Origin of the sequence: Neolewinella agarilytica, assembly GCF_900110645.1 — a bacterium.
Taxonomy (GTDB): Bacteria; Bacteroidota; Bacteroidia; order Chitinophagales; family Saprospiraceae; genus Neolewinella; species Neolewinella agarilytica.
Genome location: NZ_FOFB01000007.1, coordinates 115,130 through 132,413, shown reverse-complemented (window position 1 = coordinate 132,413; position 17,284 = coordinate 115,130). Strand labels below are relative to the sequence as shown.

The following is a 17,284-nucleotide window of genomic DNA, read 5'->3' as shown; positions in this document are numbered from 1 at the left end:
GGTACAGGCTTACCGTACCAGGGTAAAGCTACCCTGAATCACCTCTGTCCGTTTGTCATAGTATTCTACCTCAACGCTGAAGACATATACGGCCGCGGGCGCTTTTTGCCCCGCGTTCATACCGTCCCAGCCTTCATTCGGGTCGTTGACCATAAAGTTCTCATTATTGAAAACCAGGTTGCCCCAGCGGTCAAAAATCCGGAAAGCTGATACGTTAGTTACAAATTCCGGATTGCCAAACACGGTGTAAATGTCGTTTACCCCATCTCCGTTATTAGGGCTAAAAGCATTGGGCATATAGACGAGTTCCTGCTCCGTAACGAATACGTTTTGCCGAAGCTCCAATACACAACCGTTTGAGTCAGCCACGGTTAGGAGTGCCACAAAGGATTCCAGCGAATTAACCCTTGGCTCCGGGCAAGTGAGGCAGGCCGTTGAATCCGGGAGGTTAGACCACTCCCACTGCACCAGCGCTCCGTCGCCCCGGTTCGTCTCTACGCCGAGTATCGCTTCTTCTCCCAGCTGAACGCTGACGTCCTCAGCGGAGCCGGTAAATTCCCCGGAGGCAAAGATCAGGAAGGTATCCCGTAGCTCACAGCCCAGTGCATCCGTAACGACTAAAACATTACTTCCTTCGGGCAGTCCACGAAGTCCCGTACCGAAGGGTTCGGTCACTCCCGTGGGGCTGCTGAATTCGTAGGGAGGGTGCATGCCGGTTACGCCAGAAACGAAGATCCGTCCACCTACTTCGGGGCAGGGGGGCTGCTGAATGCTGTAAGAAACAGCCGTTGGTGCTTCCGAAACAACCATCACTGTATCGAAGGAGCTACAACCGGATTCCGGGTGAATAGCTTCAAAGACAAATGGACCTGCTTCCTGGGCAAAGGCCCGGGTAGATTCGCTGATTACCCGTCCGTCAGGAGCGTACCACCGTCCGGTAGAGCCCGCGAGGCGGGGAGAGAAGTTGCCGTTAAGCAGCGTCCCGGCGCCGTCACAAATCAGAGGTTGGTCATTACCCGCCAGAGGTGTGAGCGTAACGCCGTTCTGAATAACTTCTACGCTCGCCGTAGTGGTACAACCATTAAGCGTATCCGTTACCAGCACAGAATAAATTCCGGGGCGATCAACGCGGGTGCCGGGTTCGGTTAAAGGAGCGGTGAAGTTCCCGTTAGCCGTAGACCATGCAAAACGATAGGGCCCGTTGGCCGTAATGAAAACAGCCACGTCGGGCAGCCGGCAATTGAGTACTACCTGTGGAGTGGGGTTAGACACCGTAGGCGGATCCTGGTCAATGGCTACTTCCGTTGTCGCAACGGTCGGACATCCATTGTCCTCCCGTATTACGGTTACTTCATAGTTCCCCGGCGTACTGACAGATGGCAAAGTGGCAGATGTGCCAATGATACTGCCTCCGTTAAGACGCCATTCATACCTTACCGAATCCGTGTAGTCAGGGTGACTTACCGTGATGTCAATGATCTGATCAGTACAGGTCAGCGGGCTGATCGTCGGTAATACCAGATCGATCAGATCGGCGCTTTGCCCGATGTCAATGGAGTCCAGGGCCGTACAATTGCTTGCCGGGTCAAAGACCTCCACGAAATAACGGCCCGGGGCAGACACGGAGATGGTCCGGTCAGTTCCCAGGTTGTTCTGGTCCTGATCCGTCCATTGCCACCTGACGGCTTGAGTGTTTTGCTGGGCGCTCAGCTCCAGGCTGGTCTGGTTACAGCTTAACTCAGGCTCAGAGGCGGAAATGGTGGATAAAACGGTAACCGTGCGGTCCTGTAAATTAAAGGAGCGGACAATTTCACAACTATTCTCGTCGCTGATCGTCAGGTCATAAGCTCCTGCAGCCACGTCTCCGAGTACATTACCCATTGTGCCATTACTCCAGCGGTAGGTGAGCTGCCCGGTGCCTCCGGTGTAGGTGGCACTGGCGTAAGCTAATGCGGAACAAGTCTCATTGCGGCTGCTGTCCTGTAACAAACTGATGACGGAGGCTGGCTCCAGAATGGTGAAGGTCGTATCCCAAAGACAGGCCGTTGCCGCAGTTTCCGTTACGGTTAAGCTATAAGTACCCGAGGTAAGGTTATCTATGGAAGGGCCGCTTAGCCCGGCCCGGTCCCAGCTGAAGGTATAAGCCGCATTATTGTTATTAACGACTACACTGATGGCGCCCTCCGGAAGTCCCGCACAGGCTACATCGGTGACGGTGGGCACAACGCTAAAGGTCGCATCCGTTACGTTGGCAATGCCTCCCGCTGCCCCCGGGCAGCTGCCGAGGCCAAAGACCGAAATCAGTTGTATCGTGGCCACTGAGTTGTAATTCAGCAGCGTGTCTCCCAATGCGATGAAAGTGCGATCAATCCCGTTTTCCCGCAGGGTGACTTCATAGCGGTTGCTTCCGCTGAGGGTCAGCGGTACGTCCACGTTGAAGGGCGCATTACAAATTGAATAGTTACCGCTGATGGCAGCCTGAACGTCTTCAAGAATTACCGTAACCGTATCGTTGGCCACCAGCCCGCAATTGTCCGTAACGACTACCGGGTAGCGGGTAAGCCCTGGTAAGGTAGTGATCTGGTAGACGCTGTCAGAAGAAGCACCGTTTTCCCAATTAAAGGAGTAGGGGAGACTTCCTCCCGTAACGCTTACTGCAATGTCGAGTAATTCTCCCGGGCAATTGGGGAGAGCCGTTACTTCAGCGGAAAGGAGCATGTCTGGTTCTGCGACAACGAAGAAGGTATCAAAGAAACAAGCGCTGGGAGACAGGTCCGTAATCCGAACGGGGTAAGTACCCGCTGGCAAACCAGTAGGGTTAGCCCCGGAAAGACCAGGCGTCGCCCAGTCATAGGTGTAGGCCGTTGGGTCTCCGTTGACGGTCAGATCCAGCGCCCCGTCACTTCCGCCGGCACAGCTGACGTTGGTAGTGGCTGAAGTGACCATGAAATCGGAGTCAATGACGCGTGCCGTACCATTAACCAGGCCCACACAGCCATCCGCTCCTCTGACTTCCACGAGCTCAATGGTCGTTGCTGTATTATAATTGATGGTTGTGTTACCCGTGAGAGACAGCGTTCTGGGGACGCCATTTTCCAGAATGTCCAGCTCGTAGCTTGTACTGCCGCTAAGAGCGAACGGTACATCGACGTTGAAAGGAGGGTTACAGACGCCATAGGTGCCACCTACGGAGGCCCTGACGTCTTCAAAGCTGTAACTGATGAAGGCCGTGCTGGTAGTCATACAGGCATCCGTTACCTCAACAGTATAAGTTGTATTTCCTCCACCAACGGATACGGGCAGCAGGCTGTCAGTCGTGAGACTGTCCCGCCACAGGAAAGTGTAGGGTGGGGTGCCGCCCATTACGGTGGGTATAATCGTATCGGCTGCCAGGGGACAGCTCAAATTACCATTAGCCAAAGCAACCGTTAATGCCGCTGGCTCCGTAATGTTAAAGGTAGTGTCAATAAAACAGCTGGCGTCCATAGCGTCCGAAATGGTCACCGTATAGCTGCCGGCAGAGAGCCCCGTCCGGTTGCCGCTGGTGTTGCCGCCGTCAGACCAGGCGAAGGTAACGGGGACGTTAGCCGGAGCCGTCAGCAGGATGCTACCCGTGGCTTCGCCACGGCAGCGGACCTGGTCCACCGTCGGGTTAAATCGCAGGTCAGGGTCAACTACCGTTGCTTGCCCGTCGACAATCTCTCCGCTACAATCTGCAGCGTTACGAATGCTGATGACGGTTATTGTTGCAGGCGTTGAAAAGAGAACGTCAGTCACTCCAACAGTGAGCATTAGGGTATCCAGCTGGCTAAGGCCAGAAGAATCCGTCTGAACTTCAACGGCATACGTTCCAGCGGGGCCGGAAACCGTAAAGGGAACCTGTACGGGGTCAGTGTTACATAAGGAGTAGCGTCCGCTTAACTCAACGGAAAAAACGGGTAGGTCAATAACAACAGAGTCGGTTACCTCAACGCCACAGTTGTCCGTCACCACTACCGGATAGACCCTTCTGCCGGTTTGAGTCGTGATGCTCAACAAACTATCCATGCTCAGACTGTCGGGCCAGAAGAATTCGTAGGGAGCAGTACCGCCGGATACAATGGGAGAAAGAATGATGGTCTCCCCGGGGCAATCAGGCAATGAGTAATCAATAGAATCGATGACCAGCGCCGTCGGCGGATTAAGGATATAGGTAAAGTTCTCCGCACAGCTCGGGTCACTGACGGGAGCAATGGTAACCGTATAACTGCCAACGGGCAGGTTGCTGCGGTTTGGCCCCGTTTGGCCCGCATCATCCATCCAGCTGAAGGTATGGTTGGCGTTCCCGCCGGCAACCGTCAGGGTAATGTTGCCGGTGGAGGTATTACAGTCCGGATCAGTTAGTAGCGGTGTAACGGTCAGGTCCGCTGCACGGATAACAGCCCTACCCGTGGCCGAGCCTCCGCAGCCGGAGTCATCAGTCACCTCAACCAGGCTTATGGTAGCCGGATAATCAAAGGTGAAGCTCGTGTCCTGAGTAACAGTATAATCCACCTCTCTGATGGTGTCACTGGAGTCAATCCGCAATCGTACATTGAAAGGTGGAGTGCCTTCCACATCCAGGGGGACGGTAGCGATTGGGTCGTTACACAAGGAGAAGTCTCCGGCGGTAGCCGCAGAGACGGCAGGAGCCATAATGTTGATGGCGCCGGTACCCATGAGGCCACAACTGTCCGTTACGACAAACTGGATGGTGGTGTCCCGCCCCGTGGAGGTATAGGTTACGCGGCTGGTGTCCAGCCCGTTCGGCCATTGGTAAGTGTACCGTGGTTTACCGCCACTGACGTCAGCTTCCAGAATGAGATCGTCTCCGGCACAAAGCGTCTGGTCGGGCGTCAAATCTACTTCCAGGTTGACCGCGTCCTGAATGTAGAAGGTGTCCCGGTTTTGGTCACAGTTACAGGTGCCATCATATTTAATGATGAAAGCTTCCACACCTTCAGCTGCCAGGGCATCGGCAAGGATAGGAATTCTCAAGGTGCCGCTGGTGTCTCCGGGAGGAATAACAAATGGAGATGGCGGGAGGTCGAAGTCAAGGCCGTTGTCGGCCAGATTTAGCCCGCCCCCCGTCGTAATCAGGTTGTAGTTGACGAACAGAGGCTGAGCAATATCAGAGGTGTCAGAGAATAACCGGCTAAAGGTGATGGAAGCTGTATCACAGCCTTCTACCGGATTGATCGCCCCGGCAATACCCTGAACGGAAGGCTCCGGATCGGAGATGAGCCCTGCGGTAAAGGAACCCGCTTCGAGAAGAATGCCCGAATCCAGATTGGCGTCCAGGGCATCTAGGACCATCAATTTGAGGGTGTGCCGTTCACAGGGGGTAACGGCAGCCTTAACGTTAAGCTTCCTGGAAAAACCATCGTAAGCGGTTTGTTGCTGCGCAATCGGGTCGTTTGGGTTGTTGGTACAGGGAGAGAAACTGTTGAAGGAGTTGTCGCGGAAAATGGAAGGAGTCTCTATGTGATTCATTGTCCTGGACGATACAACTTCCCCGGAGGGTAAGCGGGCTATGTTTTGCCGTCCGTTAGGAAGAACATTTGGTCCTTCAAGAAAAAAGGCGAAAGCGTCAGCGGCAAAACCTCCGTCCAGTGCAAGACAATACTCCTCAGAGAAGAAAATATAGTTGAATGATATCGTATCAGTGGTGGGGATGAAGTCAAAAGACAGTATCGCTACGTCAGAATAGCAAGGAGGATCATTTGGCCCCTGAGAACAAAAGTTAGGCGGTATCAGACTATTGGCATCAGAATCAATCGTATTGTTAATGCCGACATAGTTTACACTTCGGGGGCTTGACGCATTAGGGCCTACAGCATCGGTTACGGCACCCGTAGACATGATGATCCCGTTCTCCATGTCGAAAGCGTCCACCCCTCCGGAAAAAACACCAGTTTGCATCACGCGGCGACCATCTCCCAGCGTTCTTACGCCGGAAGTGATACTATTAGGGAACAGATCGAAGCAACTCTCGTTTCGAAAAACGATATTCAGCATCGAATCCAGATTATTACTGTTGGCCACCTCGAAGGTGGAGGCTGAAGACTTCACCCGGCTGAACAGGTTGTTTTTGCGAAGGGTAAGGGTAAGCGTTCCCGGGCCGTCCAGCAATTCGCTGACACATACACTAATGGACTCTTCCATCGCAACACCACTCAGGAAACCGGGAGACAGCCGGTCTGTTCCTTCCGGGAAGGTGCCGAAGTCAAAGAGAAAATTTCTTGGCTGATTGTGGAGTTGTATACCGTATGGTTCGCCTACTGAAAGCCCACCGATCCGTAGAATAATTTCCTGCTCACCATCAACACTAAGCTCATATTTTTCAGGTTGATCGAAAACGGTTAAATCAAATGTTTGTCCGTACGCCAAAGACGTATACAGAAGCAACATCAATGTGATGAGCGAAAATTTCATGTTCATGTGTTAGACCGGAAATGTAAAAGTCAGACGAAAACTGGTGGCAAAAGTCAGCATTTAGCTGATGAAAAGCGGCCGTAAAAAATTACCGGATGTTGTTCAAGTATAGTTTTGCAAAGGTAAAGCTTGATTCTGGCAAATCAATCAGCAACTTGTCCGTCGGTAATTATTTGACAGAAAGCAGTTTATGAAGGCCGGTCATTCATTGCCAGCCGTAAACGGGCGACGGAGCGCAGGATGCAATGAAAAAACGTAAAAGCAGGGCGAAGTGACTAAAACTTGGGGCAAATGACCTTTTCCCGGTAGCTGGCGGGTAGTACATAGATCATGCTTAGCTCCCAACCGCCACGGCTGTTGGCTATGGTATTCAGGTCACCGACGGCCAGGTCGTAGCTTACGCCAAACTGGAGTTTTTCGGTCTCCAGCGCTACCGAAACGATCCAGGCATTAAAGCCCGGTGAGTCGCCTGACTGATTGCTGATTTGCCCCCAGATACCAGCCCTAAGAGCAACCTCTTTCCAGCGGCCTTCGGTGTAGCGGACGTTCGTACCGAAAAGCGCTTCATAGGATGGCCCCTGAAGCATGATTCGGGCGGCGGGCAGGAGGCTCATATCTCCTCTCCCCAACGGAACTTCCCCGCCACCATGAATTACAAAGCGTTGGTCTAATACATCAGACTGGCCGGGTAGGGGCGAAACATCTGGCTGCGTCAGGTGAAAGACACCTACGCCAAAGTAAGCTCCCATGCGTTCGCCAAAGCTGCCGAAGTAACCCAGGCCGGCATTGACATCAAGGTAGGTGCCGGCTCCGCGCCCTCCGTATAGCTCACCGGAGGCACGGCTTTGGTCCAGAAATGCTTCCCGGGTGGTATTGTCCACAAAGTATTGTTGAGAAAACCAGAGTTTGTTGAAGTCGAAGCCCCGCTGCCCGACACCAATCTGAGCGCCTCCGGTAAGAAAGTGGGCAACACCTCTTCTGCGGGAGCCGCCAATGTGTTGTTGATAGCTCACGCCGATCAAGCCCTGACTACGGATGAACTCACTACTGCCCGCCTCGTCCCGTTGTAACTGTGCGCCAATACCAAAGAAGTTCCCATTGCCGGCAGGGCGCCTCCATTCGATTCCGGCACCGATGCTTCGATAGCCTTCACTTTCCAGGATACTTCCGTAGAGGGCGCGGTAGTTAGCCGTAAACCTAAGTTCACCGGCCATCATCCCCGTCATGGCAGGATTGGTAAGTTGAGGCGCTGCTGCCATTTGAGCATACCTTGCATCCTGCGTATGCGCCAAAAAAGGCAACAACAGGAACGCAAAAAGTAAAAGTGTAGAGCAATTTTTTTTCAAGGGGATTAGCTTTTGAAGCGATAGAAACGGCAAAAATTAGCGGATCAGTGTGGTTTCACCTGCGAGGGTCTCACGGGATGCATCCTCGTACTCAATAACCATACGGTAAATGTAAACGCCGGCGTTAACGGGCTCGCCCTTATAGGTGCCATCCCAGCCATGTGAATCATCGTTTACTTCAAACTCCCCGTCCTCGAACAACAGGTTACTCCAACGATCGTAAACTGCAAAGCTGACGACGCGGGTACCCGGGCGCCCCTGCACAAAAAGAATATCGTTGGCCGAATCATTGTTGGGGCTGAACCCGGTCGCTACCGCAACCTCTCTGATTTTCCTTACACTGACCCGGATCCGGTCTTCCGCCATACATCCGTTTCCATCCGTAATGACGAGGTCGTAATCAATTTCATACTCCGGTCTGGCGAATGGCTCCCGACAATCCGTACAGGAAAGCGTACCCGGGTAAGCGCCTCTCCAGTCGTAAATCAGCGTATCGATTCCACCGATGATATCTGGCGTCAGCTGAATACTGTCGGCGAAAATAATGGTGGTGTCCTGCCCTAACTCCAAGGAGAATGTCGGGCCATCAACAACCGTGACGGTTGTGCTTATCTGACAGCCGGCGCTGTCTCTCACGAAGGCGACATAATCACCCGCGGGTAAACCAATAAAAGTATTATTCCGGGTAAAGCCCTGGTTTTCGAGCCCGAAGAGGAAGGGTGGCCGGCCACCGGATCCGGTAACGGTGACGGAACCCGTGTTTTCTCCCATACAGAGAACGGGCGTACTGGTGGCTGAAATACCCACCGGAGCAGGCTCGGTAATGGTATAGGTAGTGATGGTCTCACAGGCATTATCGTCCGTAAGACTCAGGGTGTAGGTACCTGCTGCCAGACCCGTGATTTGGTTCTGGTTGCTGCCATTGCTCCAGGCGAACTGATAATTACCCGTGCCGCCCGTGCCGGTTACGGCGATGCGCCCGTCCGTTTCTCCGTTACAGCTTACGTCTGTCTGCATGGCACTGGGGAGCAACTCGGCGGGTTCACTGATAGTAAGTACGGTATCTACCGTACAGCTACCCACGTCCGTAATCCGGAGAGGATACCTGCCAGCAGGCAGATTAGTGATGGTCGGGCTCATACTGGAAGCAGCTTCCGGCCCCCACTGTAGTTGGAAGGCCCCCGCATTGGGGCCGTTAATGTTGGTGATGGCCAGTCCTCCGGTGCTGTTGCCAAAGCAATCTACCCGGTCTTCCGTTGCGGTGAAGGTGATGGGAGGAGGAGCCGCCAGGAAGCGTTCGGCAGTGCCCGTACAGCCTCTCGGTCCGGTAACGGTAACGCTGTACATCTGGTCGCCGGCTACATTAGTGATGACCACTCCGGCTTCATTGGTAGACCACTGGAAGGTGTAATCACTTTCCATCATTCCCGCTCCTCCGGACGGAACGGCCCCCAGCTGACCGTCAGAGCGGTCATTACAACTTGGGGCAGTGGCCAGAATGTTGACCGTTAGCTCTGGCAGGTCCTGGGTGGTGATACTAAAGACCTGCTCACAACCACCTGAGTCAGTAACACTAACGGTGTTATTGCCTGCGGGCAGAGCAGTGGCCGTAGCCGTATTCTCTCCATTACTCCACAGAAAGGTATAGCCGCCACTTCCGCCACTGGGGGCAACCGTTGCCCGGTTGGCGGAGGCCTCAAAACAACCTTGTTCGTCTTGCACAATGGTAGCCGTGATGGGCGTGGCTGGCTGATCGATAAAGACCATCCCGGAAATGGAGCAATTCAGCTGATCGGTTACGGTTACTTCATAGTTGCCCGTCAACAGGCCGGAAATGCTATCCGTCATCGCTCCCGTCTGCCAGCTGTACTGATACCCGCCGTTACCACCACTGGCAATAACTACTGCACGGCCGTCATCTCCATCCCGGCAACTAACGGCATAGTCACGGAATTGCAGTGACAGCACTGCTGGTTCTCCTACCGTCGCCTGGAATGTAGCTGTACACATGTTGGCGTCCGTAACGAGCAGGTTATAAGTACCTGCGGTCAATGCACCGGCATCTTCATCGTTCTGGGCGTTGGGGTCGTCCCAGAGATAAGTGAAAGGACCGGTTCCTCCGTTGGTGGTTACCCGTATTTCACCGGTAGAGCCTCCATTACAGCTGGCATCAATTACTTCATCGAGGGTAACGGAAAGTACATCTGGTTCATCGAGGTTGTAAGTGATTTCTCTTGTACAGCCATTGGCATCTGTAATGGTTACGTCGTATTGGCCTTCCGTTAGCAAGGTCCTGTCCTTATCCCGGTTACCGTCGTTCCATAAATAGGTGTAGGGCCCCGTGGCACCACTTACCGCCTGCAGAATGCTGCCCGTTGCAGTGCCGTTACAAAGAGGCTGAATGAGCTGTTCGGTAACCATAACATCCAGTACATTGAAACTTACATTTACGGTGGCCTGGTCAGTACAGCCATCAGAAGTGGTCACGTCAAGCGTATAGGTGCCGGGAGCCGTTGGGGTTATGGTTGGGTTCGGACAATCCGTACAGGAAAGGGATGCGTTGGCGGGTGTCCAGCGGTAAACCGGCTGGCGGTCATAACGGAGGGAAATGGACCAACTGATGAAACGTCCAATGTCGTTACCGGCGCGGTCCCATCCACTTAGTGTCCAGGTTCCGTTGACGAGGCTGGTGTTAAAAGAGCCCCAGCCACCGCTTTCAATTCTGAAGTCACCAGTGTAAGGGGCAGAGCCGCTGCTGATGGGCGTGGTGGACAGTGGGGTGAAGCAGGTTTGGGTAAGATCTTCCCCGTTGCCTCCACTTTGCTCGATCAGGGTAATGGTTCGCCCGTTAGGTGCCGTAAGTTGTAAGGTCACATCCCGCAGGTTTCCATTGTTTTCCAGATTGACGCATACTGCAAGGATATCCGTAGTGGCGTCATCAATGCGATCCGGGAAATGAGAGCTTATCCGGATTTCCGATTCGTAGGCATTGACGGCGTTGCGGTAGAGGTCATTGCTGAAGGGGGCATCATTGGTGGATTCCCAGGTGATGACGGTGTCTGCGGCCAGGTTACCGGCTACATTGGGTTGAAAGTCTTCGCCGAGGCAAATGGCGGTGTCCATGGTGGTTCTGGCCACCAGTGGGCCGCAGCTAAGGCAGGCAGGGTCGAAGGGCGGTAATACATCCAGGACGAAGGAGGTGTCAAATACACAGCCGTAGTCGTCCGTTGAAATGATCGTGATGGTTTTCGGGCCAGGGTTGGAATTACTCAGTACGATGCTGTCCGGAGAGTAGAAAGCCAGGTCGCTGGTGTTTTTGAAAATCACATTATCGATGGGCACGGTGAAGGTCTCCTGATCAGGATATACACTGTTGGCGAATTCGATGGACCACTCATAGATAGAGCCATTGTCACGGGCAATATTATCCCGGACGTTAAAGGTCCATTCTCCGTTGAGTTCACAGCCTACGAGGGTGTTGAAGCTTTCTTCTGCTGCATAATCAATAGAGGGCATTGTCTGGTCATCGCCAATATTGAAGTCAACAACGGCTTCGGCCATGGTGCGGGGTGCGGAGGCCGTCCAACAATAGGTGGCCGGAGGGTCAGGCGTAGTGGTGTTTTCATTTCCCTGCCCCAGAAGTTGCCGCCGTACGGCGTCGTTGTCGTCAAAGCGGTGGAGGTCCAGGCGGTTTCCGTCGGGGCATTCGATCCAGATGTCGAGGTCACCGAGGTAACTGTGTTCCATGCTGGCACAGATGCGAACCAGGTCCGCTCCGCTGTCCAGGGTCTGTGCTGGGTTAAAGTTGGAGAACAGTAGCGGGCTGGAATACTCCGTTCCTGTCCCGTCAGGAAGCACAGTGAGTTCGGTAAAGGTCTGACTGGTGTTAAAAGAGAATTCCTGTGGGCTGGGGTTGAAGGAAATGGAGCCCGTACTATTTCTTCCAACGGTAAGGGGTAACTCCTGGCCAGCACAAATTGCTGCGGGCAGGTTGGCCGGGTCGTTGAAAATGGGAGGAGGGGAAACCCTCACCCGCTGGCTGATGCGGTTGCCATTACGGCATCCCTGGTCATCTTCAATGATGAGCTGTACTACGTAACCTCCCGGATCTTCAAAAGTGTTGGAGACGTTCTGCCCCATGCCGGTATTCCCGTCCTGAAAGTTCCAGGTGAAGTCTGACCGGGCATCACTCTGAGGGTAGATCACGCCGTTTTCCGGGTAATTACCCTGCCCGCTGAAGTCAATGGTCTCCCCCGGGCAGATGTCAATAAAGCCATCCGGCCCCGGAGCGGGATTCGTGCTGAGTAGTACTGCCTCAATGGGTTGGCAGGCGACTACACAGTTAATGGAGGCTGCCCAGCCATTTCCGATTTCAGTATCATTGTTCTCAAACCTGACGGTGAGGCAGCCGGAAGTATTCCCCGCCGTTGCCTGAACCCTGAACTGGGTGCCATTGGCGTTGGCATCGATCACGTTAAGCACCGCTGCAGCACTGGAGGTTCCATTGTAAATGGTCATCTCGCCCCGGATGTCAAAGCTCTGAAAAACAAGTTCAACGTGAGAGCCGGAGCTACGGTCCGAGCAAATCGTTATCTCATGGCTAACCCCGGGAGCCGCATGGCTGCCGGACGCTCCGCCGGAATCATAAAACAGCCCGTCACAAAGGGTCTGATCTGCCTGGTTAATCCGGATGTTTTGCCCGTTCACTGCCGTCAAAGCAGTACCAAGGAATAACAAAACGAATAGCGTGCGAATGTAAAGTATGGGCATCTGAGGGATGTTATGCTTAAAGATTCCTTGCACCTGCGTCCGCGCCAAAAATGTATAGAAGTAAGCAGAGCGCGAATGAAATAAAGGATTCATGATCTTCGACTGGCCTAAAGGTAACAGCGTGGGTGAAAAGGTAGGAGCGGACGTGCGACAAAACGACATGATCCGTCTATCTTTGGCGCAAAACGAAATAAGCTATGCAAGTATTGGATGGAAAGGCCCTCGCGACGACAATTAAGGGAGAAATGAGGGAAGAAGTGGACCAAATCCGCCTTTCGGGAGGAAATATCCCTCATTTAGCCGCGGTATTGATTGGAGATAACCCCGCCTCTGAAAGCTACGTCCGTAGTAAAGTAAGGAGTTGCGAGGAAGTCGGCTTTCATTCCACGCTCATTCGACGGGGAACGGAAATAACCCAGAGCGAAGTGCTGGAAATCGTTGAGCAACTCAATAATGACCCTGACATTGATGGCTTCATCGTTCAGCTGCCGCTACCTAAGCACATTGATGAAGACGCCGTTAATCTTGCTATCGACCCCCGTAAAGACGTTGATGGGTTTACGCCGGTCAATGTCGGCCGGATGACCCTCGGTTTACCCTCCTTTTTGCCAGCAACGCCTAACGGGATTTTGACCATGCTGGACCGCTACGGCATAGAAACTTCCGGCAAGGAGGTAGTTGTCCTGGGCCGCTCCAATATCGTTGGTACCCCCATGACAATCTTGCTGAGCCGGAAAGGAAGTCCCGGAAACGCGACCGTGACGATGTGTCACAGCAGAACGCAGGACCTGAAGTTTCATACCCGACGGGCTGACATTCTCGTGGCCGCCATCGGCATCCCCGAAATGGTTACGGCTGATATGGTAAAGGACGGGGTCGTGATCGTAGATGTTGGCATCAACCGCGTAGAAGACGATAGCCGTAAACGTGGCTACCGCCTGTGCGGAGACGTGGATTACAAAAGCCTGGAAAGCAAAGCCTCCGCCATGACGCCCGTTCCGGGTGGGGTAGGGCCAATGACGGTAGTATCCTTATTGATGAATACGCTTAAAGCCAGTAAGCGAAAGTAGGGAGTAAGCCGGGGCTTCAACCGCCTGCATTTCACAAGCTTGCGATAACACTAACCCAGGGAGTTGGATTCACAGAATACATCCGAAAACACACACCCTACTTCCTGAACTCCCGAATATCTTCATAGACCGCCTTCACCTGCGGACAATCCACCATTATATCCATGTACCGCCTTGTTGGCTCGGCCAGCAGGCGGCCAAGTGGAGGCATAACGGCAAAACTGGAATCCCGCCCTAAGTGCTCATTGATGAGGTGGTTGAGGCTGTCCCGGCGGCGATCAAGGTCCGTTAGTTTGAGTTCTCCGCCCAGGGCGGAGAATACATCTCCCTTCCGAAGCCGGAAGGGCAGGTTTACGGTATGATACTGATCAATAAGCCCGAGGTTACGAACGGTTTCACCGCGCAGATAATCATCCCAGCTAATGGGGACGCCCGTCAGCCCCGTGTTAACGGCGACTCCGGAATTGGCGCTGAGTTCTGATTTGTAGGGGTAGCGGTTCATTTTGTCCAAATCATCAATGAAGGCATCTCTGGCGTAGCGGGAAGCCGCATTGCGGAGACTGATAACCACCACTCCGCGGTCGAAAAGTTGCCGGTAAACAGTATTGCTGGTGTCCGCTAATTCTCTGCTTTTCAAGGTTCGTAACAAACTGTAGATACTATTGAGACCGGAGTTGTCGGCGCTGCCGGCGTCCAGAAAGTGGCCTTTACCCGTAATTCTGGCGGCGGGGCTGGCGATGGGGAAGCGGTTACTAAGGAAGGTCGCGTCGGGGTAAGAAATCGCCTGTCCCCGGCTATTGCGGTTAAGATCGATGGAGCCCGTCAAGGGGTTTTCTTTCAGGGGGATAACGGTGCCCAGTAAACCGTCTTCGGCTCGTGCGGTATTGATGATGAGCAGGGGGAGGGAAGGGGTGTCAATCCAGGGGGTCCAGAAAGGCTCTTTGCGGACGGAACCATAGTCATGTCCGTCCCCGCCGTCGCCAACGATGTTGAAATACGAGCGGGCCATGCCTTCCATCCGGTCATCCCAGCGGTGAGGCTCGAAGCCCGGCAGGTCTGGCCAGTAGTTAATGGGAAATCGGGTGAGCAGTCCGGTAAAGTCTCCGCTCAGATAATTACCCCGTCCGATTTTTTCGATGTACTCCCGGATCTGGGCTTTGCTTTTGCCCCGTGATTTGAGGTAGTTATACATGGACAAACCAATGGTGCCACCGCTTGCACCGCTCAGGGCAAATACGTGGCCATCGAACTGTCCCTGCTCATCAAGCGCCAGGAGGTTGAGCATCGTCCAGTAGCAGGCTTTGAGGCCGCCGCCGTCGGCGGCGACGAGAATAACCGGCCCTTCGGCCGGCGCAGCCTGCAGGAAATTTGTGACGTAGGTTTCCAGGTCCGGTGCTTCATTGTTGGCGGTGGTTGTCACGTAGCGAATTTCATGATAGGTGTTGCCCAGATAGGCAGTACCTAGCAAAACACCAATGATGGCCAGGCCCCACATCCTGCTGGAGCTGCTCACCATTCCACTGCGAAGGTGTTGCTTAAGTTCTCCGGCTTTTGCTGAGCGATATTTCTGACGCAGGTCCCGAAGCATTAATAAGCGATCGATCAGAATAATGGAAGCAAGCAGGCCATTAATGAGTAAGAGGTAGATATTGAGAGGATTCAGCCAGCTAACAAAGGAGGAGGATACGAAGCCTTCCCAGAATAAGCCCACCAGGAAAAATGCCGTAGCCAGTAAAGCCAACAGGGGATTTGCCATCAGCATGGTTTGCACCGTTAAATGATCGAGCCTGTCCATTACCGCATCTGAGGGGAACCGGTTGGTTGATGTTGGCCGGCCTCCTTCTCCATTGTCTTTCAGGTTGAAGGTGTAGCCCTGGTAAAATGGCCGGTAAACGGCTAACCAGGCGAAGGAGAAAACGGACAAAACCAAAAAGCCCAGAAACCATCGGAAACTGCTATCCCAGCTTGCTCCCGCAAGAATCAGCACCAGAGTGACCACAAAAAGAAGAAAAGCGGCAGCGGTAACACCGAGGCCAAGGAAAAAAGACCATCGTTGCTCAACGAAGAAAACGGTTTCCCTGGTTTTTTGGTAAACTTGCTGTTTCCGGTTTCTGCGGTCTCCTGCCCGGTCCCGTAAGAGGCTGAAAACACTTAATTTACTGGCATCGTCCACTTGGGGAAACTTTCGGATTACTTCATTTTCGGGTAGCTGGCTCAGGTTAGTGATCCGCAACGAAAAAATGATGTACAAGAGTGTTAATAGAGCCGTAAGGAGAACCAGGTAGGAAGACCAGGCCGGAGCCTCCGTCTGATTGCCAAAATAAATGTCTCCACAGATACCGACCAGAAGCAGAATATACATCAGACCCAGGAAGGCCCGGAACCGATGAAAGGAAGAAGGAGGGTAGGCGATGATTCCTGTTGCCTTCGGCATAAATTCTTTTGGTGGGGACTTTTCATCCAGTCGGTCAAGTTGGGGGAACAAGCGTTTGTGGAAAAAGGCCCAGCCCATTAGGCCAGGAGATTGACGGTACTTTTTGTTATCATCATGCAGGCGGTCGAGAATATCCCAGGTTTTAAACCGGTTAGAGAACTGCTGATCCGTAAAAATCAGATAGTTCGGAGAGAACCAGATGATAACCAGAGAAGCCGGGAAAAAGAATAAAGAGAAGAGCAGAAAATTGCCTGGGGAATTAACCAATTCGATGAATAGGGAGTCGAACTGGTCCATTTTCGTGAATACGAACCCAACGATGGCGATGGCAAGAATGGCGGGGTAGAAGTACCTCAGATAACGCCCCAGAAAAAGGCCAATGGGCTTGCCAAAGTCTTGTAAGAACAGTTGGAGAACGGACCCAATGCCGATAAAAACACCGAACAAGCGGCTTAGAATGGCAAGAAAGTAAACGATCCGGAAGTCTGTGCTCTCGAGTGGCAACTCCGGCTGACTGAGCCGCCGGTCAAAGTAAAAGAACAGCAAGACATTGCTGACCATCATCAGGATATACAAGATCGTAACGATCCGAAGTGCGGTTTGCTGATGAGGCGGTTGCCGGAGGCTGAAGTACCGGGTCTGTAAGTCCGGATCATCCGGTGCGGGCTCCAGATAACTGCCCAGGCACAGCCGATAGGTTAGCCACAGAAAGGACGTCAGGACAATGACAAAGGCCAGGCTAAGCACAAAAGAAAGGTTACCCCGGCTACCGATCACGGGAATGGCCCAGGTAGAGTGTTCGTTCAGCAGGTCGAGGTAAGAGTTTATCAGTGGAGAAACACTGGGCGGGTTACTGATGAAAAAAAGCAGAAGCGTGGCCAAAAGGAGCAGGAAAAAAATAATGGCCAGTTTTCCCGCCCCGTCCGGAAACCACCAGCGAACCATTCGGGGGGTAGGACTGACGATTTTGCGCGCCTTAACGCGCTTTTTGGCTGCTTTTTTGTCCTCCTTTATCTCCGAAGGATAGGCCTGATACGTTTGTATGGGGGTGTTCTTCTGCATATAATGGGTGGTCAAGAAGTAGTAATCTAGGGTAAATCTCGCAGTATCTCTTACCATCAGGGCGCGGACGCAGGTGCAAGGGGGACATTTAAGAGCAAGGAAGACGCCCCTCTGGTCTCTTAATGGTTGCTGCCAGACTTCCGTTACTT

5 protein-coding genes are annotated in these 17,284 nt (G+C 53.2%); 1 reads left to right on the top strand and 4 read right to left on the bottom strand.

The annotated features are described in order from the left end of the window. Positions 1-9: 9 nt before the first annotated feature. The 3 genes from BM123_RS08235 to BM123_RS08225 all read right to left on the bottom strand — a co-directional run bounded on the left by BM123_RS08235 (position 10) and on the right by BM123_RS08225 (position 12,569). Entirely contained in the window at positions 10-6,453 is a 6,444-nt protein-coding gene (locus BM123_RS08235) for a choice-of-anchor L domain-containing protein (protein ID WP_175489299.1), read from the bottom strand. A gap of 275 nt (positions 6,454-6,728) precedes the next feature. Next, entirely contained in the window at positions 6,729-7,799 is a 1,071-nt protein-coding gene (locus BM123_RS08230; RefSeq protein WP_175489298.1) for a PorP/SprF family type IX secretion system membrane protein, read from the bottom strand. Positions 7,800-7,835: 36 nt separating this feature from the next. Then, complete coding sequence (locus BM123_RS08225) at positions 7,836-12,569, bottom strand: proprotein convertase P-domain-containing protein (protein ID WP_175489297.1); 4,734 nt, start codon at positions 12,567-12,569, stop codon at positions 7,836-7,838. A gap of 197 nt (positions 12,570-12,766) precedes the next feature. On the opposite strand from BM123_RS08225, the gene BM123_RS08220 reads away from it, so the two are divergent. Continuing rightward, complete coding sequence (locus BM123_RS08220) at positions 12,767-13,639, top strand: bifunctional 5,10-methylenetetrahydrofolate dehydrogenase/5,10-methenyltetrahydrofolate cyclohydrolase (RefSeq protein ID WP_090167164.1); 873 nt, start codon at positions 12,767-12,769, stop codon at positions 13,637-13,639. Between the two features lie 97 nt (positions 13,640-13,736). Here BM123_RS08220 and BM123_RS08215 read toward each other — a convergent pair whose 3' ends face one another. Further along, complete coding sequence (locus BM123_RS08215; protein WP_090167162.1) at positions 13,737-17,135, bottom strand: hypothetical protein; 3,399 nt, start codon at positions 17,133-17,135, stop codon at positions 13,737-13,739. Positions 17,136-17,284: the final 149 nt, after the last annotated feature.